This is a genomic window from Clostridium ihumii AP5, assembly GCF_000612845.1.
Lineage (GTDB): Bacteria > Bacillota > Clostridia > Clostridiales > Clostridiaceae > Clostridium_J > Clostridium_J ihumii.
This window is the reverse complement of sequence record NZ_CCAT010000085.1, coordinates 135,922-157,715: the sequence shown is the minus strand read 5'-3', so window position 1 is coordinate 157,715 and position 21,794 is coordinate 135,922. Positions and strand designations below refer to the sequence as shown.

Annotated in this window: 18 protein-coding genes; 16 read left to right on the top strand and 2 right to left on the bottom strand. The window is 27.6% G+C overall.

Going from position 1 to position 21,794, the window contains the following annotated elements; all coding sequences use genetic code 11:
• The 15 genes from uvrA to BN346_RS18645 all read left to right on the top strand — a co-directional run bounded on the left by uvrA (nucleotide 1) and on the right by BN346_RS18645 (nucleotide 19,010).
• The gene (gene uvrA, locus BN346_RS18715) at nucleotides 1-2,823 is read left to right on the top strand and encodes an excinuclease ABC subunit UvrA (protein ID WP_040330586.1); all 2,823 of its coding nucleotides are present in this window, start codon (nucleotides 1-3) and stop codon (nucleotides 2,821-2,823) included.
• A gap of 91 nt (nucleotides 2,824-2,914) precedes the next feature.
• Nucleotides 2,915-3,355, top strand: coding sequence for an FHA domain-containing protein (locus BN346_RS18710; RefSeq protein ID WP_040330585.1), 441 nt, complete (start codon nucleotides 2,915-2,917; stop codon nucleotides 3,353-3,355).
• Nucleotides 3,356-3,371: 16 nt separating this feature from the next.
• Entirely contained in the window at nucleotides 3,372-4,796 is a 1,425-nt protein-coding gene (locus tag BN346_RS18705; protein WP_040330584.1) for an FtsW/RodA/SpoVE family cell cycle protein, read from the top strand.
• Nucleotides 4,786-6,231 carry a peptidoglycan D,D-transpeptidase FtsI family protein gene (locus tag BN346_RS18700; protein WP_040330583.1) on the top strand — a complete coding sequence of 482 codons (1,446 nt, stop codon included), beginning with the start codon at nucleotides 4,786-4,788 and terminating at the stop codon, nucleotides 6,229-6,231. Before BN346_RS18705 ends, BN346_RS18700 begins: the two co-directional genes overlap by 11 nt.
• A gap of 504 nt (nucleotides 6,232-6,735) precedes the next feature.
• Nucleotides 6,736-7,338 (top strand): metal-dependent hydrolase, encoded by a 603-nt coding sequence (locus BN346_RS18695; protein WP_040330582.1) that lies wholly within the window; start codon nucleotides 6,736-6,738, stop codon nucleotides 7,336-7,338.
• A gap of 42 nt (nucleotides 7,339-7,380) precedes the next feature.
• Entirely contained in the window at nucleotides 7,381-9,234 is a 1,854-nt protein-coding gene (uvrC, locus tag BN346_RS18690) for an excinuclease ABC subunit UvrC (protein WP_040330581.1), read from the top strand.
• Nucleotides 9,235-9,307: 73 nt separating this feature from the next.
• Complete coding sequence (locus BN346_RS18685; protein WP_040330580.1) at nucleotides 9,308-10,027, top strand: phosphatase; 720 nt, start codon at nucleotides 9,308-9,310, stop codon at nucleotides 10,025-10,027.
• Nucleotides 10,028-10,100: 73 nt separating this feature from the next.
• On the top strand, nucleotides 10,101-11,024 hold the full coding sequence (gene murB / locus BN346_RS18680; protein ID WP_040330579.1) for a UDP-N-acetylmuramate dehydrogenase: 924 nt from the start codon (nucleotides 10,101-10,103) through the stop codon (nucleotides 11,022-11,024).
• Nucleotides 11,025-11,305: 281 nt separating this feature from the next.
• Nucleotides 11,306-12,397: a histidinol-phosphate transaminase gene (hisC, locus tag BN346_RS18675; RefSeq protein ID WP_040330578.1), complete on the top strand. Its 1,092-nt coding sequence runs from the start codon at nucleotides 11,306-11,308 to the stop codon at nucleotides 12,395-12,397.
• Between the two features lie 211 nt (nucleotides 12,398-12,608).
• Entirely contained in the window at nucleotides 12,609-13,493 is an 885-nt protein-coding gene (gene rapZ, locus BN346_RS18670) for an RNase adapter RapZ (protein ID WP_040330577.1), read from the top strand.
• Entirely contained in the window at nucleotides 13,490-14,833 is a 1,344-nt protein-coding gene (locus BN346_RS18665; protein WP_040330576.1) for a gluconeogenesis factor YvcK family protein, read from the top strand. The genes rapZ and BN346_RS18665 overlap by 4 nt, the downstream gene beginning before the upstream one ends.
• Nucleotides 14,834-14,836: 3 nt before the next feature.
• Nucleotides 14,837-15,787 carry a DNA-binding protein WhiA gene (gene whiA, locus BN346_RS18660; protein WP_040330575.1) on the top strand — a complete coding sequence of 317 codons (951 nt, stop codon included), beginning with the start codon at nucleotides 14,837-14,839 and terminating at the stop codon, nucleotides 15,785-15,787.
• A gap of 3 nt (nucleotides 15,788-15,790) precedes the next feature.
• Nucleotides 15,791-17,098: a DRTGG domain-containing protein gene (locus BN346_RS18655; RefSeq protein WP_040330574.1), complete on the top strand. Its 1,308-nt coding sequence runs from the start codon at nucleotides 15,791-15,793 to the stop codon at nucleotides 17,096-17,098.
• A 33-nt stretch (nucleotides 17,099-17,131) separates the two neighbouring features.
• A complete protein-coding gene (locus BN346_RS18650; RefSeq protein ID WP_040330573.1) occupies nucleotides 17,132-17,428 on the top strand; it encodes a Dabb family protein in 297 nt (98 codons plus the stop codon).
• A 247-nt stretch (nucleotides 17,429-17,675) separates the two neighbouring features.
• Nucleotides 17,676-19,010, top strand: coding sequence for an FAD-dependent oxidoreductase (locus BN346_RS18645; protein ID WP_040330572.1), 1,335 nt, complete (start codon nucleotides 17,676-17,678; stop codon nucleotides 19,008-19,010).
• A gap of 55 nt (nucleotides 19,011-19,065) precedes the next feature.
• Here BN346_RS18645 and BN346_RS18640 read toward each other — a convergent pair whose 3' ends face one another.
• On the bottom strand, nucleotides 19,066-19,524 hold the full coding sequence (locus BN346_RS18640; protein ID WP_040330571.1) for a DUF2798 domain-containing protein: 459 nt from the start codon (nucleotides 19,522-19,524) through the stop codon (nucleotides 19,066-19,068).
• 152 nt (nucleotides 19,525-19,676) lie between these two features.
• Here BN346_RS18640 and BN346_RS18635 point away from each other — a divergent pair, with 152 nt between their 5' ends.
• Nucleotides 19,677-20,093: a MarR family winged helix-turn-helix transcriptional regulator gene (locus BN346_RS18635; RefSeq protein WP_040330570.1), complete on the top strand. Its 417-nt coding sequence runs from the start codon at nucleotides 19,677-19,679 to the stop codon at nucleotides 20,091-20,093.
• A 97-nt stretch (nucleotides 20,094-20,190) separates the two neighbouring features.
• On the opposite strand, the gene BN346_RS18630 is transcribed toward BN346_RS18635, so the two are convergent.
• Nucleotides 20,191-21,789, bottom strand: coding sequence for a tetratricopeptide repeat-containing diguanylate cyclase (locus BN346_RS18630; RefSeq protein ID WP_040330569.1), 1,599 nt, complete (start codon nucleotides 21,787-21,789; stop codon nucleotides 20,191-20,193).
• Nucleotides 21,790-21,794: the final 5 nt, after the last annotated feature.

The window sequence follows — 21,794 nt, the reverse complement described above, 5'->3', positions numbered from 1 at the left end:
ATGAGGGATAAAATATTTATTAAAGGTGCAAATGTAAATAATTTAAAAAATGTAGACTTAGAAATACCTCGTGATAAACTAATTGTTTTTACAGGATTATCAGGATCAGGAAAGTCATCTTTAGCCTTTGACACATTATATGCAGAAGGACAAAGAAGATATGTAGAGTCTTTGTCATCATATGCAAGACAATTCCTAGGTCAAATGAACAAGCCTGATGTTGAATATATAGAAGGATTGTCACCAGCTATATCAATAGATCAGAAAACTACAAGTAGAAATCCTCGTTCAACAGTTGGAACAGTTACGGAAATATATGATTATCTAAGACTTTTATATGCAAGAGTTGGTACACCACATTGTCCTAAATGTGGAAAAGAAATCACACAACAAACTATAGATCAAATGGTAGATCAGATAATGAATTTAGAGCAGAAAAGTAAAATTCAAATATTAGCTCCAATTGTAAGAGGAAAGAAAGGTGAACATATAAAAATTATTGAAAATGTAAAAAAGAATGGATATGTTAGAGCCAGAATTGATGGAGAGTTAATTGATCTTATAGAAGATGAGATAAAGTTAGAAAAAACTAAAAAACATACAATTGAAGTTGTTATAGATAGATTAGTAATAAAAGAAGGTATAGAATCAAGACTTTCAGACTCGTTAGAAAGTGCACTTAAATTGGGTGAGGGTTTAGTTATTGTAAATATTATAGGAAAAGAAGATATATTATTTAGTGAGGATTTTGCTTGTATAGATTGTGGAATAAGTATAGGTGAAATTGCACCAAGAATGTTTTCATTTAACTCACCTTTTGGAAAATGTGATAAATGTGATGGACTTGGTACACTTATGGAGATTGATGAAGATTTGGTTATACCAAATAAAAGTAAAAGTATACTAGATGGAGCTATAGTAACTTTTGGTGAGGGAAGTTTAAAAGAAGATTCTTGGACGCTTTCTGTATTAAAAGCTTTAGCAAGGGAATATAAATTTTCATTGGATACTCCACTTGATGAATTACCAAGAGAAAAATTAGATGTTATTTTATACGGAACAGATGGTAAGAGGATACAAGTTGAATATACAAAGGAATTTAAAACAGGAATATATAATCACAATTATGAAGGTGTTATTAATAACTTAAAAAGAAGATATTTTGAAAGTAATTCTGATTACATAAAAAAAGAAATAGAACAGTATATGAGTGATAATCCATGTCCTAAATGTAAAGGAGCAAGGCTTAGTAAAGAGGCGTTATCAGTTACAGTAGGAAATAAAAACATATCAGAATTCTGTGCATTATCAATTAAAGATGAGTTGAAATTTTTAACCGAAATAAATTTTTCAGAAAAAAATAAAGTTATATCAGATCAAATATTAAAAGAAATAGTAAGTAGGTTATCATTTTTGAAAGATGTTGGATTAGAATATTTAAATTTATCAAGAGCAGCAGGTACTTTGTCAGGAGGAGAAGCTCAGAGAATTAGACTAGCAACACAAATTGGTTCAAGTTTAATGGGAGTTCTATATATACTTGATGAACCTAGTATAGGACTACATCAAAGAGATAATGATAAATTAATAAAAACACTAGAACATCTTAGGGATTTGGGAAATACATTAGTTGTGGTAGAACATGATGAAGATACAATGAGAGCGGCGGATTATATAGTTGATATAGGTCCAGGTGCAGGTGAGCATGGCGGTGAGATTGTAGCAGCAGGAACAATGGATGAAATCATGCAATGTAAAAATTCTATAACTGGACAATATCTAAGTGGTATAAAAAATATAGAATCACCAAAAGAATATAGAGAGCCTAACGGAAAATACATAACTATAGTAGGTGCAAAACAAAATAATTTAAAAAATGTAAAAGTTGATATACCACTAGGAGTATTAGTATCTGTAACTGGAGTATCTGGCTCAGGTAAAAGTACACTTATAAATGAAATATTATATAAGGGTCTTAATAAACTAATAAATAAATCAAAAAAGATGCCTGGAGCACATAAGGAAATTAAGGGATATGAAAATATAGATAAGATAATAAATATAGATCAAAGTCCTATTGGAAGAACTCCAAGAAGTAATCCAGCAACATATACTGGTATGTTTGATATTATAAGAGAGGTATTTACAACAACCCCAGAAGCTAAGATGAGAGGTTATAAACCAGGAAGATTTAGCTTTAATGTTAAAGGTGGAAGATGTGAGGCTTGTAAAGGTGATGGAATAATAAAAATTGAAATGCAATTTTTATCAGATGTTTATGTTCCTTGTGAAGTATGTAAAGGTAAAAGGTATAATAGAGAAACATTAGAAGTTAAATATAAAGGCAAAAATATTGATGATGTTTTGGAAATGACTGTAGAAGAAGGTCTGAAGTTCTTTGAAAATCATCCAAGAATAACAGCTAAACTTCAAACACTAATGGATGTTGGACTTGGATATATAAGGCTTGGTCAACCATCTACAACTTTATCAGGCGGAGAAGCTCAAAGAGTTAAGCTTGCATATGAACTATCTAAACGTAGTACAGGAAAAACACTTTACATTTTAGATGAGCCAACTACAGGACTTCATATAGAAGATGTAAATAAGCTTATAAGTATCCTACAAAGATTGGTTGATAATGGTAATACTGTTTTAGTAATAGAGCATAATTTAGATGTTATAAAATGTTCAGATTATATAATAGACTTAGGACCAGAAGGTGGAGATAGAGGTGGTACTATACTTTGTACAGGAACACCAAAAGATATATGCAATTGCAAAGAATCATATACAGGACAATATTTAAAAAAAATGATATAATTGACAAGATTAGAGAGTATCATAAATAATAAATAGCAATAAAGAAAGAAATATTTCTTTCTTTGTTGCAATCTATGTATTATAAGGAGTAATGCCTATGGCAAATTTAAGTTTTATATTTAAAATATTAATAGTACTTATAATTTACTGTATTATTTTTTATGCATTAAAGATAATGTACAAAGATGTAAAAAATGAAGGTAGGAAAAGACCAAGAAAAAGTAACAGAGTTAAATTTGGCTTAGAAATAATAAAAAGAGGTCAAAACTACAATTTACAGGAAGGTTCTGTTATTCCTATAGACGATATGATAACAATGGGAAGAGCTGAAGACAATATGGTAGTTTTAAGTGATAAGTATGCTTCATCTCATCACTTAAAAATATATTTAAGAAATAATGAATATGTATTAGAAGATTTAAATAGTACAAACGGGACCTTTGTTAACGATGCAGCTATTTCAGGTAAAATAACTTTACAAAAAGGTTATATTATAAGAATTGGTTCATCAGAATTTAAAGTTATAAATTAAAGGAAAGGTGACAGAAATGAATAGTTTAAAAGAAGAAAAGCGAGTTCTGAAGCTTACATATTTATTAACAATGACACTTTTCCTTAATGTAGCTTTAATATCTCCAACATTTGATAAAGTATCTCTTGTTATGGGAATTATTATGTGTGGGGTATTAGGGTATTCACATTTTATTATAAGAAAGTTTTTTCCAGACGGCGATAAATATATATTATTATTTTCAAACTTATTAGCAGTTATAGGTATAGCTATGCTTACAAGATTGGATTTACCTATGTCTGGTGGAACCTTTATAGAAGATGGAACAAGAACTTTCCTTGCAGCTAAACAAATGATATTTTTTACAGTTGGGATAGCTGCATTTATAATGATAGTAGTAATACTTCCAGATTTAAAAAGTTTTAGCAATTATAAGTATATATATCTTGTTATAACTTTGGTACTAATGTCATTAGGTACATTTTTTGCACCAGAAATAGGGGGAGCAAAAAACTGGGTTTCAATTGCGGGATTCTCATTTCAACCATCCGAATTTGCAAAAATAACCTTAGTTGCATATTTAGCATCTTCACTGAAAGATTATGGAAAGGTGCCAGGTTATGTTGATAAAATATTTAACAAGCATTTTGAAATAAATGAGAGCAAAAAAAGTAAAAGAAAAGAAAAAGTAGAAGAAGATAACTTAGAAATAGCAGATAAAAGTGTTGAAAAGAAGAAATTGAAAATAATGGGATTTAAAAAAGAAAGTGTATATAACTTTTTAAGTTTAGTAGAACCAGCCATGGTAGTTGCAATAAGTTTAATATTTATGCTACTACAAACAGATTTAGGTTCAGCATTACTTTTCTTTGGAATATCTGTAACAATGCTATATATAGCTACCTCTAAGAAAAAATATGTATTTATAGCACTTTTACTATTTATATTAGGAGGAGTTGCTGGATATTTTTTATTTGGGCATGTTAGAGTTAGAGTTATGATTTGGAAAAATCCATGGGAATATGGATATGATCAAGGGTTACAACTTGTTCAAAGTTTAATATCTATATCAGAAGGTGGAGTATTTGGAACAGGGTTAGGACTTGGATATCCAAAGTTTGTTCCAGTAGTTACTACAGACTTTATATTCTCTGCTATATGTGAAGAAATGGGAATATTAACAGGAATAGCACTAATGCTAATATACTTTTTACTATTTTATAGATGTATAAGAGCAGCTATATATGTAAAAGATAAATTTTCAAGATTATTAGCTGTTGGATATAGTACAATGATTGCATCACAAGTACTTGTAATAGTAGGTGGAGTAATAGGAGCTATACCGTTAACAGGAATAACACTTCCATTAGTTAGTTATGGTGGTAGTTCTTTACTAATCACATATTTCTCACTTGGAATTATTCAAAAAATTTCAGAGGAGGGGAATAACTATGAGAAATAGTAGGAAGAAAAATGGCGATGATATATTAAGCAATATAAAAGTAGTTCTTATAGTTTTTCTTGTTTTATTTATAGGGTTAATATCTTATATAAATTATGTATATGTTTTTAAAAGTGACGAATATAGAGACAGTACATTTAATAAAAGACATGATGCAGAGAGAAGCAAAGTTTTAAGAGGAACCATATTCGACAGGAATTTAGAGCCGTTAACAAAAGGCGAAAAAACTGGAGAATTTGAGCAATCAAGAGAATATGTTTATGGCGAAAAATTTGCGCATGTATTAGGATATTATGATACTGTGTACGGATTAAGTGGATTAGAAAAGAGATTTGATAAGGCACTAAGTGGTAGAGAACAAGGAAATATAAAAAATAGTATAAAAAATTACTTTAAAAAAGAAGAAGAAAAAATAGGTGATAGTGTAGTTACAACATTAGATGCAAATTTACAAGTAAGTGCATTTAATGCATTAGGAGAAAATAAAGGTGCCATAATAGCATTGAATCCTAAAAATGGAGAGGTACTTGCTATGGTGTCTAAACCTACATTCAACCCTAATAATTTACATGATCAATGGGAAGCATTATCAAAGGATGAAGAAACTCCATTTTTAAATAGAGCAACAGCAGGATTATATGCACCAGGTTCTACATTTAAAACTGTTACAGCAGCCGCTGCTATAGAGAATATGAATGGAGTAACAGAAAGAATATTTGAAGATAATGGTGTTATAAATTTCAATGAAACTGCATCCTTAGAAAATGATAGTGGTGTTGCCCATGGAAGTATAAATTTAGAGCAGGCATTTACAGTATCAAGTAATGTTGTTTTTGGTACATTATCTATGGAAATGGGAAATAGTACATTAAAAGAGATGGCTGAAAAATTCTATTTTAATAAGGAAATACCATCAAGTACGCTAATATTAGAAGATAGTCAGTTTCCTACATATAAAAAATATGAAGTAGGTAACATAGCACAAAGTGGTATAGGTCAGAGTGGTGTATTAGCAAGTCCTATGGAAATGGCATTGGTTGCAAGCACTATAGCAAACAATGGTGTTATGATGGAACCTAATGTAGTACAGAAAATAGTGGACAGTAAAGGTGATACAGTATCAGAAATTGAATCTAAGGAAATTGGTCAGATAGTTCAACCTAATACTGCAGAGATAATAAAAAAATATATGAGAAATGTTGTAACTAGTGGTACAGCAACAAATGCTAATCTATGGAGTGTAGAAGTAGCAGGAAAAACAGGTACAGCAGACCATGATAGTGGAGATAAAATACCACACAGTTGGTTTATTGGATTTGCACCTTATGAAAATCCAGAAATAGCATTTGCTATTATTCTTGAAGAAGGTGGAAACTCATATAGAAATGCAGCTGATGCAGCAAAAGAATTTTTAAGTGGATACTATGGAAATTAAACAATGTTAAAAAATAAAGCTGAAAACTAAAATTTAGTTTTCAGTTTTGTTTTGTGAAAAAATATAAGGTTATAATGTAAAATGAAATTATTTTTTATTTTATTTGAGAAAGGGCAATTTAAAGTATTATACAAAATTAACAATTAACAATGTAGGATAAAACTGAAGTATCAATTTTTAAAAATCAATTTTTATAATAATTTGCTAATCAAATGATTTAAATATCATATGAAAACTAGTTTTTATGTGTTTCTATTTTTAGATATTAGGAATAAAGAGAGTAATATCTACCATAACTTTTCACTCTTCAATCTTAGTTCTTAATTGGTTCAAAATATAAAAATAGAAATAACATGTAACTTTAGTAGTATCATTTGATAAAAAGAGTACTTTAAATTTAAACTTGGAACCTTATATAAGGATTATAAATTTAAGTAATTTGTAGTATAATTTAAATGGATTATATTTTGAATAATATTAATTAATCCATGAGAGGTATTAAATATGACAGGGAAAACACATTTAAGTGTAGGAATAAGTGCTTTTATGTATTTAAGTGATAAATTGCCTGGGAAATATGCATTTTTAAGTCTAATATTTGCGGCTATTGGAAGTTTGTTTGCAGATATAGATCATCCTAAAAGTATAATAAATAAATATTTATTACCATTTAGAAATAACAGAAATAAAGTTATTTTTTATTTAACAGTTGGTATAGTGTTGTTATATTTAGATGATAAATATATGACATCTATGGTTGTTAAAATCGCTGGATTAAGTTCTATAATGATAGGTTTATCAAGTCATAGAAATGGGTTTACTCATAGTATATTTGGAATGTTGATATTTACACTAATAGTATTAACATTTGGCAAAACATATAATTTTGAGAATATATACATATATTTTTTTGTAGGATATATATTACATTTAATTTGTGATATGTGTACTAAAAAAGGAGTGCCGTTATTATATCCAATAAACAATAAAAAAATGAAATTCCCATTAGCGTATAGTAGTAACTCTAAAAGGGGAAAATTAACAGAAGAAATTGTAGTTTTATGTTGTATAATATATTGTACGTTAAAACTACCTACATTATTTTAGAATATAGTTTAGATAATATAAATATCTAAGAGAGGTGTAAATATGTTTGATTTTGAATTTCATTTAAAGAATTTACCAGATAATCCTGGTGTTTATCTCATGAAAAACACATTAGGAGAAGTAATTTATGTAGGTAAAGCGAAAAATTTAAAGAATAGGGTCAGACAATATTTTCAAAAGTCTAAAAACCATACAGAAAAAGTTAAAGCAATGGTTAAAAATATAGCTGAATTTGAGTATATAGTAACAGACTCAGAGATAGAAGCTTTAATTTTAGAATGTAATTTAATAAAAAAATATAGTCCACAATATAACATTTTGTTAAAGGATGATAAAAGCTACCCTTTAATAAAAATTACAATTAATGAAGAATTTCCTAAAGTTTTTGTTACAAGAGAAAAGAAAGATGATGGAGCAAAATATTTTGGACCATATACAGATATATCCGCAGTTTATGAAACTTATGATTTAATAAAAAAGACATTTCCTCTAAGAACTTGTAAAAAGAATATAACTACAGATGGAAAAAATACTAGACCTTGTTTAAATTATTATATTAACCTATGCAAAGCACCATGTGATAAATTAATAAATAGAGAAGATTATAAAATTATAGTAGATGATGTAATAGATGTACTGAGTGGAAAAGATAGAAAAATAATTAATAATTTAAAAGTAGACATGGAAAAAGCGTCAGAAGAATTAGATTTTGAAAAAGCAGCAAGCTTAAGAGATAAGCTAATAGCCATAGAAAAGATAAATGAAAAGCAAAAAATAATAAGTTCAAACTTTGAAAATGAAGATTTTATATCTATAGCTCAAGATGAGTTTGATAGTTGTATACAAATATTCTTCGTAAGAGATGGAAGAATTGTTGGTAGGGAACATTTTATATTAAATGACACTGGATATGAATCAAAAGAAAAACTTATATATGAATTTATTAAAAATTTCTATGGAGGAACTGCATTCATACCTAAACAAATATATACAACTTTTATAGAAGATAAACAAATATTAGAGGAATATTTATCTATAAAAAAAGAGCATAAAGTAGAAATAAAAATTCCCATTAAAGGTGAGAAAAAAAGAATATTGGATATGGTAGATAAAAATGCAAATCATGCTTTAGAAATATTTAAGATTAAAGATAAGACTGATAAGGAACTTCAAGATAATATTTTAAAAGATATTCAAGGAATATTAGAACTTAATGATGTGCCTAAGAGAATAGAAGCATACGATATATCCAATATAATGGGTGTTGATTCAGTAGGAACTATGGTAGTATTCCAAGATGGAAAACCTAAAAATAGCGACTATAGAAGATTTAAAATAAAAACAGTAGAAGGGCCTAATGATTATGATTCAATGAGGGAAATATTAACAAGAAGGTTTCAACATGGACTAGATGAGATAAAAAAAATTCAAACTGGTGAAATTAAATATTCATCTGGAAAATTTTCTATATTTCCTGATTTAATTATGATGGATGGTGGAAAGGGTCAAGTAAATATAGCAATTGAAGTTTTAAGAGAACTTAATATTAATATTCCAGTTTGTGGGATGGTTAAAGATGATAAACATAGGACTAGAGGATTAATATATGAAAATGAAGAAATCTATATAAATTCAAATTCTAAAGTTATAAATTTCATAACTAGAGTACAAGATGAAGTTCACAGATTTGCTATATCGTATCATAGAAGTTTAAGAAATAAGAATACACTGCACTCTGTATTAGAGGATATACCTAATATTGGACCAAAAAGAAGAAAAGAACTTATACAAAAGTTTATAAGTGTTGAAAATATAAAAAAAGCAACAGATGAAGAATTATTGGAACTACCATCGATGGATAAAAAATCGGTGGAAAGTCTTCGAAAAAATTTATAAAAATTTAGAGTAAATTTATAAATTATGTAAATAATTAAAATATATCTTATTTATATGATGGGAGGGGTAAATAATGAAAGCAATAGTAGATGTACATACTCACACTACATTTAGTGGTCATGCATACAGCACATTATTAGAAAACATTAAAGAAGCATCTAATAAAGGTATTAAAGTTTTAGGGGTAGCAGACCATGCACCAACAATGCCAGGAACTGCTGATTTATCATATTTCGCTAATTTGGATGCTGTTCCTAGAATGCTATATGGTGTAAAAATACTAAGAGGTTGTGAGGCCAATATTATTGATTATGAAGGAAATATTGATGTTCCAGAGAACATTGCAAATAGATTAGATTATATGATTGCTAGTTTACATGAAGTTTGTATAAAACCAGGAACAATTGAACAAAATACCAACGCTGTAATGAAGGCAATGGAAAATAAAAATGTATTTATATTAGGTCATTTAGGAAATCCAAAATTTCCAATAGATATAGAAAAAGTAGTAAAAAAGGCTAAAGAAGAAGATAAGATTATAGAGCTTAACAATAGTTCATTTGTTACATCAAGAAAAGGAAGTGAGCCTAATTGTTATAAGATAGCTGAACTATGTAAAAAATATGAAGTAAAATGTATTTTTGGTAGTGATGCACACATATGTTTTTCTATAGGGGAGTTTTCGTGTGTAGAAAAGATGATAGAAGAGATTGGTATATCAAAAGAATTAGTATTGAATTATAAAAAAAATATGTTTACAGATTATTTACATAAAAACGGAAAAATTGTATAGTAATTATTGATTACAAAGTAGCCGATAAATTATACTATAATTATGTGTAAATAATTTGTGAAAGAGGTACAAGATGATTGAAAATAAAGAATTACTAAATGAACTAAAATTCATTTTAAAAGAAGAGAATATAAATTTAAATTCACCAATGAAAGAACATATAACTTTTAGAGTAGGAGGACCAGCAGATATACTAGTCCATCCAACAACTTATGATGAAGTTATTCAAATAGTAAAACTATGTAATAAATATAATGAACACTTCTTTATTTTAGGAAATGGATCTAATTTGTTGGTAAAAGATGGCGGCATAAGAGGTGTTGTTATTAAATTTGATAAATTAGATAATATAAAAGTTGATGGTAAAAGAATAATAGTACAAAGTGGTGCATTATTAAAAGATACATGTAAAGTAGCTTTAAGCAATGCTTTAACAGGAATAGAATTTGCATGTGGAATTCCAGGTAGCATAGGTGGAGCTACAACAATGAATGCTGGAGCATATGATGGTTCAATGTCTGACGTTATAGAATCAGCACTAGTACTAGATAAAGAGGGAAATATAAAAAACTTATCTAAAGAGCAATTAGAGTTGAAATATAGATCTAGTGCTATTATGAAACATAAGTATATAGTTTTAGAAGTGACTTTAAAACTTGAAAACTTGGGTGAAGATAAGATAAAGAATAGAATGGATGATTTAACAAATAAAAGAAATGAAAAGCAACCATTAGAATATGCATCAGCAGGAAGTACATTTAAAAGACCAGAAGGACACTTCACAGGTAAGTTAATTCAAGATGCAGGTTTAAAAGGAACACGTGTTGGTGGTGCAGAGGTTTCTTCAAAACATTCAGGATTTATAATAAACAAAGGAAATGCAACAGCAAAAGATATTTTAGATCTTATTGAGTTAGTTCAAGATAAGGTAAAAGAAGAATTTGATGTTACATTATTACCAGAAGTTAGAATAATAGGTGAAGATAAAGAAGATTAGAATATATATTGAGTTTTTATAAAAACGTACAAAATAATTTATTTTATTTTGTACGTTTTTATTTGTAATTTTTCATAAAAATTAACAAAATGTTAACTTTCTAATAAAAATGAAAGTTTTTATAGATTTAAAGTGCTGATATTTAGCAATTTAAAGCAAATATTAACAAAATGTTAATATTTTTACAAAAAAAGTCGAATATAACAAATAAATTATTTTTTGTAGTACAATCAATCATAAGGGATAAAAACTGAATTTTCAAAAAAAGAGGGGGATGTTTTATGGCATATGGAATAAGAGAAGAAATTCTAAACTTAAAAGAGTATAAGGCAGGAAAGCCTATAGATGAAGTAAAAAGAGAATATGGGTTAAATACAGTTATTAAACTTGCATCTAATGAAAATCCATTAGGATTTTCCCCAAAAGTAAAAGAGGTTTTAAGCAATTTAGTAGATAATGCAAATATGTACCCAGATGCTTCTAACTATGAATTAAAGTATAAAATAGCACAAAAACGAAATGTTCATTTTGATCAAGTTTTTTGTAGTACAGGATCAGATTCACTTATAAAGGTAATATGCAATACATTTTTAAATACTGGTGATGAATCTATAATGGGTGAAGTTACATTCTCAAGATACGGTGATTGTGTTAAATTAATGGGTGGAAAAGTTGTAGAAATACCTATGAAAAATCATGGCTTAGATTTAGAAGCTATGGTTAATGCAATAAATGATAAAACAAAAATAATTTGGTTATGTAATCCTAACAATCCAACAGGAACAATATTTACTATGGAAGAGTTAGAGAATATATTAAATAGAATTCCAAAACATGTAGTAGTGGTTATGGATGAAGCCTACATAGAATATGTAAGTGATAAAAATTTCCCAGACTCATTAAAATTATTACCAAAATATAACAACATGATAATTTTAAGAACCTTCTCAAAAGCTTATGGCTTAGCTGGTCTTAGATGTGGATATGGTATTGCTAGTAAAGAATTAGGTGGATATTTTAATAGAGTTATAGGACCATTTGATGTAAACTTATTTGCTCAAGGAGCTGCTGTTGCTGCACTTGATGATGATGAGTTTATAAAGAGAGCACATGATACCAATGAAGAATGGAGAAATTATTTATATAGTGAGTTTGAAAAATTAGGCTTAGAATATATAAAAAGTAACACAAACTTTATAATGTTTAATTGTAAAACAGATGATGTTAGAGTATTCAATGACTTATTAAAAAGAGGTATAATAGTAAAAGCAGGTACACATTTAGGTATGCCTGGTTGGGTAAGAGTAAGCATTGGAACTAAAGAGCAAGATGCTAAATTTATAGAAGTATTAAAAGATGTTTTAAATAAATAATATATAACCAGTTGATATGGTAAAAGTATCAACTGGTTATTTTCTTTTAATTGTACAAGTAAGTATGATATAATTAAATGTAATATGTTAAATAATAAATAAATAAAATATAAGAAGAATTGTTTTACAAGTTAATATAACTAATAACTTTTTAATATTAATTTGTAACCATATATAAGTTACGATTTTTAAAAAGAAGGGTGGTTTACTAATGAGATTTGTTATAGTTACAGGAATGTCAGGGGCAGGAAAAACACAAGCAATGAGAAGCTTAGAGGATTTAGGTTACTTTTGTGTTGATAATTTACCACCAACATTAATTCCTAAGTTTGCAGAAGCTTGTTATCAAACTGAAGGAAAGATAGATAAAATTGTAGTTGTAGTTGATATAAGAGGAAGAAAATTCTTTGATGATTTAATAGGTAGCTTAACAGTATTAAATGAACATGGATATAACCATGAAGTACTATTTTTAGAAGCAACAGATGAGGTTATAGTAAAAAGATATAAGGAATCTAGGAGAAAGCACCCTTTAGCACCAGATGGAAGAATTATAAATGGTATAGTTATCGAAAGAAAAAAATTAAAAGCTATAAGAGAAAAAGCAAATTATATAATAAATACAACAAAGCTTAGCAATAGGGATTTAAATGAAGAAATAATTAATATATTAGGAGAACAAGGACAGATAGAGACAAAGTTACTTGTAAATGTACTATCATTTGGATTTAAATATGGTATACCAGTAGATGCGGATTTGGTTTTTGACGTTAGATTTTTACCAAATCCTTATTATATTACTGAATTAAAACCATACTCTGGTAATGATAGCCCTGTTAGAGATTATGTGTTAAGTAAAGAAGAAACTAAGCAGTTTATAGAAAAACTCAATGATATGTTACAGTTTTTATTACCTAACTATAAAAAGGAAGGAAAAAGACAACTTATAATAGCTATAGGATGCACTGGTGGTAGACATAGATCGGTAGCAATAGCAAATAAAACTTGTGAACTTTTAGAAAAAAGTGGGTATACTGTTACTATAGATCATAGAGATATAAATGAAGATGTAAGTAGGGGAGCAGGAAAGCTATGAAGCTTAAGTACTGGTTAAAACCGGGACTAGGAATAAAAAGATTAATATTTGAAATTATTCTTGGTGTATCAGTAATTGTTTATAGTTTAATAAGACTTATTCAATTAATTGAAATAGAAAAAATAAAATTAGTTTATATAGCTTTTATTATAATAGGATTATATGCTTGTTATGATGGGCTTAGAAAATATGGAAGAAAGATGATATCTTTTGGAATAAATGATTTTAATATGAAAAACAGCACTAATAAAAGTGTTCCTGAATTTCTATATGAGAAGAACATTTTAGCAAAGGGGCCTAAAATAGTAGTTATAGGAGGGGGAACAGGCTTATCTAACCTTCTAACAGGTCTTAAATTGTATACTAGCAATATAACTGCAATAGTAACAGTAGCAGATGATGGTGGTGGTTCTGGAATGCTAAGAAAAGACTTGGGAATGTTACCACCTGGTGATATAAGAAACTGCATTACAGCACTTGCTTATACAGAACCAATTATGGAAGAATTATTTCAATATAGATTTAAAGACGGAAGCTTGGAAAATCAAAATTTTGGGAATTTATTTTTAGCAGCTATGGATGGAATATCTAAAGATTTCAATGAAGCTGTTAAAAAAACATGCTCAGTTTTAGCTGTTCAAGGCAGAGTAATACCAGTTACATTAGATAATATAAACCTATGTGCAAAACTTAAAAATAATAAAATTGTAAAAGGTGAATCTAATATACCAAAGGAATGTATAAAAGATAAGACATCAATAGAACGTGTATATATAGAGCCTAAAGAAGCAAGAGCTATTGATGATGCAATAGAAGCAATTTTAGATGCACATGCTATTATTCTAGGGCCAGGAAGTTTATATACAAGTGTAATACCTAATCTTTTGGTAAATGGAATTAGAGAAGCTATAGAATCAAGTAATGGAGTAAAGATTTATGTATCCAATATTTTAACCCAAGAGGGTGAAAGTGATAATTATTCCGTAGAAGATCACATTAAGGCGATACAAAAACATTCATCAGATAAACTTATGGATTATGTGATAGTTAATGATTCAGATTTAGATGAAGAAGAAAAAAAGATGTGTGTAAATAATCAATATAGCTTAGTTAAATTAGATAAAAAAAGAAATAAAAAATTGAAATTGCATTATATAAAGGGAAAATTTATAAAATTAAATGAAGAAGGTTATGTAAAGCATGATGAAGAAAAATTAGCTGAAGTTATATTAGAAACAGTACTAAAAAAGAGTTTATTTAATGAAGATAAAAAAGTAATGGAGATGTTTTATCTTCCGCATATGTTAAAAGAATTAAAAAAGAATAGAGAGAAAGGATAAAGTATGTCATTTTCACTAAAAGTAAAAAACGAAGTATGTAGACATTCAGAATTGAATAAGGAAGAGGCTATTGCAGAACTTTCAGGTATAATGAGGGCAAGTGGAACACTTGGAATTGGATCTAAGATGAGCTTGAACTTTAAAATAGTTACTGAAAATCCTGCAATAGCTAGATTAATATTTAAATTATTAAAAGAACATTTCAATATTCATACTCAAGTAATTGTTAAAAGAAGTAATTCATTAAAGAAGAATAATGTTTATGTTGTGGCAATTACAGAGGATTCAAATGTAAAAGAACTATTATTAGAAGTTGGAATTTTAACAGAAGAAGATTTTTTAAATTTAAATTATACAATACCTAAAAAGTTGGTTGAAGAAGAAGAGGCTAAACGTGCATATATAAGAGGAGCATTTTTAGGTGGGGGCAGCATAAATAATCCAGAAAAGTCTTACCACTTAGAATTTGTAACGCATAATTTAGAATATGCTAATGAATTAAGCAATCTAATAAATGAATATAATCTATCTTCAAAAGTAATTCAGAGAAAAAGTAGTTATGTTATATATCTTAAAGAAGGGGAACAAATAGTGGATTTATTAAACATAATAGGTGCACATAGTTCTCTTTTAGAATTAGAAAATATAAGAATAATGAAAGAAATGAGAAACAATGTAAATAGATTAGTTAACTGTGAAACAGCTAACTTAAGTAAGACAGTAAATGCAGCAGTAAGACAAATAGAGAGTATAAAATTAATTCAAAAAGAAATAGGATTAGATAGATTAGCTAAAAACTTAAGAGAAATAGCAGAATTAAGATTGGAATATCCTGATGAGTCGTTGAAAGAATTAGGCGCTATGTTAAATCCACCAGTTGGAAAATCAGGAATAAATCATAGACTTAGAAGGATTGAAAAAATAGCTGCAGAACTTAGGAAGGAAGAATGGTAGCAAATGTCTAAGCATGAGGAAATTATAAAATACATATTATCCTTAGAAATAGGAACAAAGATTTCAGTAAGGGGAATTAGCAGTGACTTAGGAGTTAGTGAGGGAACTGCATACAGAGCCATAAAAGAGTGTGAATCTATTGGTATAGTTAATACTGTACCGAGGGTAGGAACAGTCAGAGTAGAGAAATTAGAGAAAAAGAATATAGATAAGCTTACATTCAAAGATGTTACAAATATTGTTGAAGGTACTATTCTAGGTGGAGAAGAAGGCGTAGATAAGGTTCTTGATAGATTTGTAATAGGTGCTATGAAAGTAGATAGTATACACAAGTATATTGATGCAAATTGCTTATTTATTGTTGGAAATAGAGAAGAAGCTCAGAGATTGGCACTGCAAAAACAATGTGCAGTGCTTGTAACTGGGGGATTTGATTGTAGTGATGAAATTAAAGAATTAGCAGATGAGAAAAAATTACCATTAATATCTTCAACATATGATACTTTTACAGTAGCAAGTATGATAAATAGAGCATTATTTGAGAGTAATATAAAAAAAGATATTATTTTAGTTGAAGACATAATGGAAAAGAGCCCTGCTTGTTTAAGTGTAAAAGATACTATAAAATCATTAAAAAGCTTAACAAAGGAGACTGGGCATGAAAGATATCCAGTTATAGATTCCAGTGCTAAGGTTGTTGGAATAGTAACTATTAGTGATATACCAAATGGGTGTGATGATGAAGAACTAATAGAGAATGTTATGGTAAAAAAACCAATAGTAGTGACACCATCAACTACTCTTGCATATGCAGCACATATTATGGCATGGGAAGGTATAAAGCTATGTCCCGTAGTAAATAAAAATAAATTAGTTGGTGTGATATCAAGAGAAGATGTTATAAAAGCAATGCAATTAGCACTTAGGCAGCCACATGTTGGTGAAACTTTTGATGATTTAATAATGAAAAATTTTGAATTTGAATTAGATAAAAATATAATGCATTTTTGGGGTGAAATTAATGCTGAAATGTTAGATTCTATAGGAACAGCATCTTGGAGTTCATTAAATATGATGCTTACTACAATGGGAACTATGGCATTAAGACAAAAAAATAGCAATACTAATATAGCGATAGATAGCTTTTCATCCTATTTTATGAAACCAGTTCAAATGGGACGTATAATAGACATCTATGCAGAAGTTTTAGATTTAGGTAGATATTATTCTAAAGTTGAAATAGCTGTATATAACAAACAAAAACAACTTATAGGAAAGGCTATGATGTCTGCTAAAATGTTAAAAAAATAATGTTTATAATTTAATTGGGAAGGAGTAATAATAATGTTTACACATATTGTGCTTTTTAAATTAAAAGATAACTCAAAAGAAAACTTAGATAAAGCTAAAAATTTACTTTTATCTATGAATGGAAAAATTGAATATTTAAGAGGTTTAGAAGTTGGAGCAGATGAACTACATACAGAACGTTCATATGATATTGCATTAATAACAAGATTTGACTCATTAGATGATATGAATGCATATCAAGTTCATCCATACCATGTTAATGAAATACTAGCAAACTTAAAACCTATGTTAGAATCTTCAAAAGCAATAGACTATACAAGTGAAAAATAGTTATAAATTACATTATTGAGAATTATAAAAAATCATGATTACAATAAAATTTTATTTTGTAATCATGATTTTTTATTTGAAATATTTTAGTAAAATTAGTCTAAAAAATAAATAAATATTATATACATAATTATGCTTAATATATAGGAATAACTTAAGATATTTGAGATAAAAATAAACAAAGGAAATATAAATGTTTAAGAGTTAAATTGTATGTTAATTTATATTTTGTTGGAGGTATTTAAGTATGAAGATAGTAGTTGTTGGGTGTACTCATGCTGGTACAGCATGTATTGTTAATGCAAAAAATAAATATCCAGATTCTGAGATTGTAGTTTATGAGAAGAATGATAATGTATCATTTTTATCATGTGGAATAGCATTAAGTGTATCAAAAATTGTTACAGAGCCAGAAAGTTTATTTTATAATTCCCCACAAAATCTTAATAATTTAGGAATAAATATGAAGATGAATCATGAAGTTATAAATATAGACTTTAAAAACAAAAAATTAATAGTTAAAGATTTAAAAAGTGGTGAATTAAATGAGGATTATTATGAAAAATTAGTTCTTACATTAGGTTCTTGGCCAATAGTTCCTAAGTTTGATGGTGGAGAGCTAGATAATATATTACTTTGTAAAAATTATAATCATGCTAAAACTGTTATAGAAAAATCAGAAACAGCTAAAAATATAGTAGTTATAGGGGCTGGATATATAGGGGTAGAACTTGCAGAAGCATTCCAAATCAAAGGAAAGAATACAGTACTAATAGATGCTGAAGAAAGAATAATGAGCAAGTATTTAGATAAAGAGTTTACAGATATAGCAGAAAAAGAGTTTAAAAATAAGGGTGTACAACTTAAGTTGGGACAAAAGGTTGAAAGATTTGAAGGAAGCAATGGAAGAGTTAGTAAAGTAATAACTAATAAGGAAGAAATAAATGCAGATTTAGTTGTTTTATGCATTGGATTTGCACCGAATACGTCATTAGTTAAAAATCAATTAAAAACTCTTAAAAATGGAGCAATTGTAATAGATGAATATATGAGAACCAGTGAAGAAGATGTATATGCTGCTGGAGATTGTTGCATTGTAAGATATAATCCTGCTAATGATGAAAGATATATACCATTGGCTACTAATGCTGTAAGAATGGGTACATTAATAGCTGAAAATTTAGTTGAACCAAAATTAAAGTATTTAGGAACTCAAGGAACATCAGGAATTAAAATTTATGATTATTGTATAGCATCAACTGGAATGACAGAAGATGTGGCTAAATCAACTACAACAATTAATGTAGGTAGTGAATTTTTAAAAGAAAATCATAGACCAGAATTTATGCCAACATATAGTGAGGCGATGATAAAATTGGTTTATGATAAGGACACAAATAGAGTTATTGGAGGACAAATTTTATCAAAAGAAGATTTAACTCAATTTATGAACACATTGTCTGTAGTTATACAAAATAATATGACAGTGGAAGAATTAGCAGTAACAGATTTCTTTTTCCAACCACATTTTAATAAACCATGGAGTCTTTTAAATTCAGTTGCATTAAAAGCTTTAAAGTAGAAAATTCAAATAAAAAATAAAAAGCTATGCAGGTTTCATAGCTTTTTATTTTTTATTAATTAGCAAACATTTTACCAAATAAAAATCTTACTAGAGGAGATACAATAAGTAAATTAAGTGGTAATGCCATAATGAAATTTTTAACAATACATAAAGGATAAATCTTTAATGCGGTACTACTAAAGCCAGCAGCTATAATGGCACCATACATAGACATACAAAGAACCATACCTATTACCATACAACATGAAATAGCTAGTACAATTTTAATTTGTTTAGTTTCACTATTAGGTTTTACAATTTTAAAAGCAACTGGTTTTGCAATTTTGCCAACAACAAATACATCTAGTAAAAGTGCAACAATAAACCCAAACCAGAAATCGCTTAAAAGATTAGCAAAGAATTGATTACTAAAACCTTCATTCAAAAGCATATTATAAATAGTCATTCCTAGAACCATAAAAAAGCACATAAGTAGAGTAAAAATAAATTTTTCAAATTTCGTTTTTCCCATATAAAAAATACCTCCTAAAATATAAAAAAGTCAACTAAGTTGACAATAAAAATAATAACACTAAATCTAAATTGTGTCAACTAGGTTGACTTTGTGGGGTTGTTATAAATAAAATATATGATACAATATAAAAAAACAAAAAGGTGATTATAATGAAAAATGAATTGAGTATAATAGATTTAATAAGTGAAAAGCATATTGAACTAAGGCGAGAGGTAGAAGATCGATGGGGCAAAATGGGTGTAGATGAAATTTCACATACAGAAGCACTTCTTTTAGCGAAAATTAACATGGGTAAGATTTCCATTGCAGAAGTTGCGAGACAGGCAAATATATCACGTCAAGCTATGTATAAATGTGCAAAGAAATTAGAAGAAAGAGGATATTTAAAATTTGTAATTGATGAAAAAAACAGCAAATATACAGAACTTACATTAAAAGGGGAAGAGTATTGTATAAAAAGTGAAAAGTTAAAAAAAGAAATTGAGAATGAAATATCAAATATATTAGGGGATGAGTACATTTTAATACTTAAATCTATTTTGAATAAAAGTTGGATATTGAAATAAAAATTATAATCAATGTAAAGTTTATTTCAATATGTGTTCAAATAATAAAGAAAGCATGGTACGAAAAAAATGCTTTCTTTATTTTAATTTCTAAATTTTATATGTATAAATTTGAATATGTAACTTTATTTCTTCCAGTTTCTTTTGATTTATATAGATTATCATCTGCAAGTTTAAATAAGTCATGGGTTTGAATAGAGTGAGCAACTCCTAAACTAATAGTTACAGTAATATTGTTTTCCCATGTCATATTTGCAACGCTTTCTCTTAATGATTCTGCAAGTATAACAATTTCTTTCATAGATTTATTATGACAAAGTACACAAAATTCTTCACCACCATATCTAAATAGAGTATAGTCTTTATCTAATTTAGTTTTCATATTAGCAGCAATGTTTTTTAAAACATTGTCTCCAACTCCATGACCCAATTTATCATTTATTAATTTAAAATAGTCTATATCAATCATAATCAATCCAAAAGGTTTATTGGAGTTTTGTAATAATAAGTATTCATGATTAAGTTTCCTTCTGTTATACACCTTAGTTAGTTCATCTGTTTCCACTTGATTTTTAGATTTTTTTGCATATATTAAAAGTAGTATTAAGATAATAATTAGAGTTAATATAAGGCCAGCTTGAATACTTAATTTAAAGTTTTTATTTTTAATATTCAATGCTTGAACATTACTTTTACATTCATCAACTATAAATTGAACAACCAAAAAATTTTTTTTATCCATAATTTTAGTATAATCTGATAGTAATTCATGTTGATATAAGTCAATTTCACTTAAACTATCTTCAGAACAGTATTTGTGTAATACATCAGAAATATAATGTATATAATTACTTTTAATTTCAGTTAATCCTTCTTCATCACATAAATCAAATAATTTTCTTGCAGTATTAATACCCGTAGTTATGTTACCATCATAAAATTCAACTTTAGACTTTAGTGCTAGGTATGGTATTTTAACATTAAATGCAATAGTATTGCTAGGTGTATTTACCTGTATGTCTAGTTGGTTTAAAATACGTTTACATTCAGAAATCTTTCCAGTGTAAAAAAGTACTCTAGCTTTAATTATATTAATCGTTAAATAGTCTATATCATCATAATTACCATAAGAATCAAGAAGATTTAATGAAGTATCAATATAAGTTAATGCAGCATCATAATTATTATTTTTTGAATAAATATCAGCTAAATTAATGTAAGCATAAAGCTTTATTAATTTATTACTTGATTCATCATTAATTTTTAATGATAATGCATATTTAATGGTTTCTTCAGCAGTATCAAAACCACCTAAATCAGTAAAAAGATTAGAAATATTTATTAGACTTTTAGCAGCCTTAAAAGTATCACCTGTCTTTTGCGCAAGATAAACTATTTCAATAGAATATTTTAAACCATTTTGATAATCAGAGTTTAGTATATATAATTTAGATAAATCGTTTAATAAAATAAGTTTATTATATTTATTTATATACTTATATTTATCAAGTACTTCTGTTAAAGTTATAATTGATTTATTTCTATCTTCCATTGTAGTAAATGATATTGATGATGTTGCTTTTAGTATTTCATTATTGGTTTCTTTAATTCGATTTAAAATAGAAAAAGTAATTAATATTATTAATATAAGTATAAAAACTAAAATAAATTTTATATTTGTAATTCGTTTTTTCATTTAAG

Coding starts and splice junctions, on each gene's coding strand:
- uvrA (WP_040330586.1), top strand. CDS start 1: ATGAGGGATAAAATATTTATTAAAGGTGCAAATGTAAATAATTTAAAA.
- BN346_RS18710 (WP_040330585.1), top strand. CDS start 2,915: ATGCCTATGGCAAATTTAAGTTTTATATTTAAAATATTAATAGTACTT.
- BN346_RS18705 (WP_040330584.1), top strand. CDS start 3,372: ATGAATAGTTTAAAAGAAGAAAAGCGAGTTCTGAAGCTTACATATTTA.
- BN346_RS18700 (WP_040330583.1), top strand. CDS start 4,786: ATGAGAAATAGTAGGAAGAAAAATGGCGATGATATATTAAGCAATATA.
- BN346_RS18695 (WP_040330582.1), top strand. CDS start 6,736: ATGACAGGGAAAACACATTTAAGTGTAGGAATAAGTGCTTTTATGTAT.
- uvrC (WP_040330581.1), top strand. CDS start 7,381: ATGTTTGATTTTGAATTTCATTTAAAGAATTTACCAGATAATCCTGGT.
- BN346_RS18685 (WP_040330580.1), top strand. CDS start 9,308: ATGAAAGCAATAGTAGATGTACATACTCACACTACATTTAGTGGTCAT.
- murB (WP_040330579.1), top strand. CDS start 10,101: ATGATTGAAAATAAAGAATTACTAAATGAACTAAAATTCATTTTAAAA.
- hisC (WP_040330578.1), top strand. CDS start 11,306: ATGGCATATGGAATAAGAGAAGAAATTCTAAACTTAAAAGAGTATAAG.
- rapZ (WP_040330577.1), top strand. CDS start 12,609: ATGAGATTTGTTATAGTTACAGGAATGTCAGGGGCAGGAAAAACACAA.
- BN346_RS18665 (WP_040330576.1), top strand. CDS start 13,490: ATGAAGCTTAAGTACTGGTTAAAACCGGGACTAGGAATAAAAAGATTA.
- whiA (WP_040330575.1), top strand. CDS start 14,837: ATGTCATTTTCACTAAAAGTAAAAAACGAAGTATGTAGACATTCAGAA.
- BN346_RS18655 (WP_040330574.1), top strand. CDS start 15,791: ATGTCTAAGCATGAGGAAATTATAAAATACATATTATCCTTAGAAATA.
- BN346_RS18650 (WP_040330573.1), top strand. CDS start 17,132: ATGTTTACACATATTGTGCTTTTTAAATTAAAAGATAACTCAAAAGAA.
- BN346_RS18645 (WP_040330572.1), top strand. CDS start 17,676: ATGAAGATAGTAGTTGTTGGGTGTACTCATGCTGGTACAGCATGTATT.
- BN346_RS18640 (WP_040330571.1), bottom strand. CDS start 19,524: ATGGGAAAAACGAAATTTGAAAAATTTATTTTTACTCTACTTATGTGC.
- BN346_RS18635 (WP_040330570.1), top strand. CDS start 19,677: ATGAAAAATGAATTGAGTATAATAGATTTAATAAGTGAAAAGCATATT.
- BN346_RS18630 (WP_040330569.1), bottom strand. CDS start 21,789: ATGAAAAAACGAATTACAAATATAAAATTTATTTTAGTTTTTATACTT.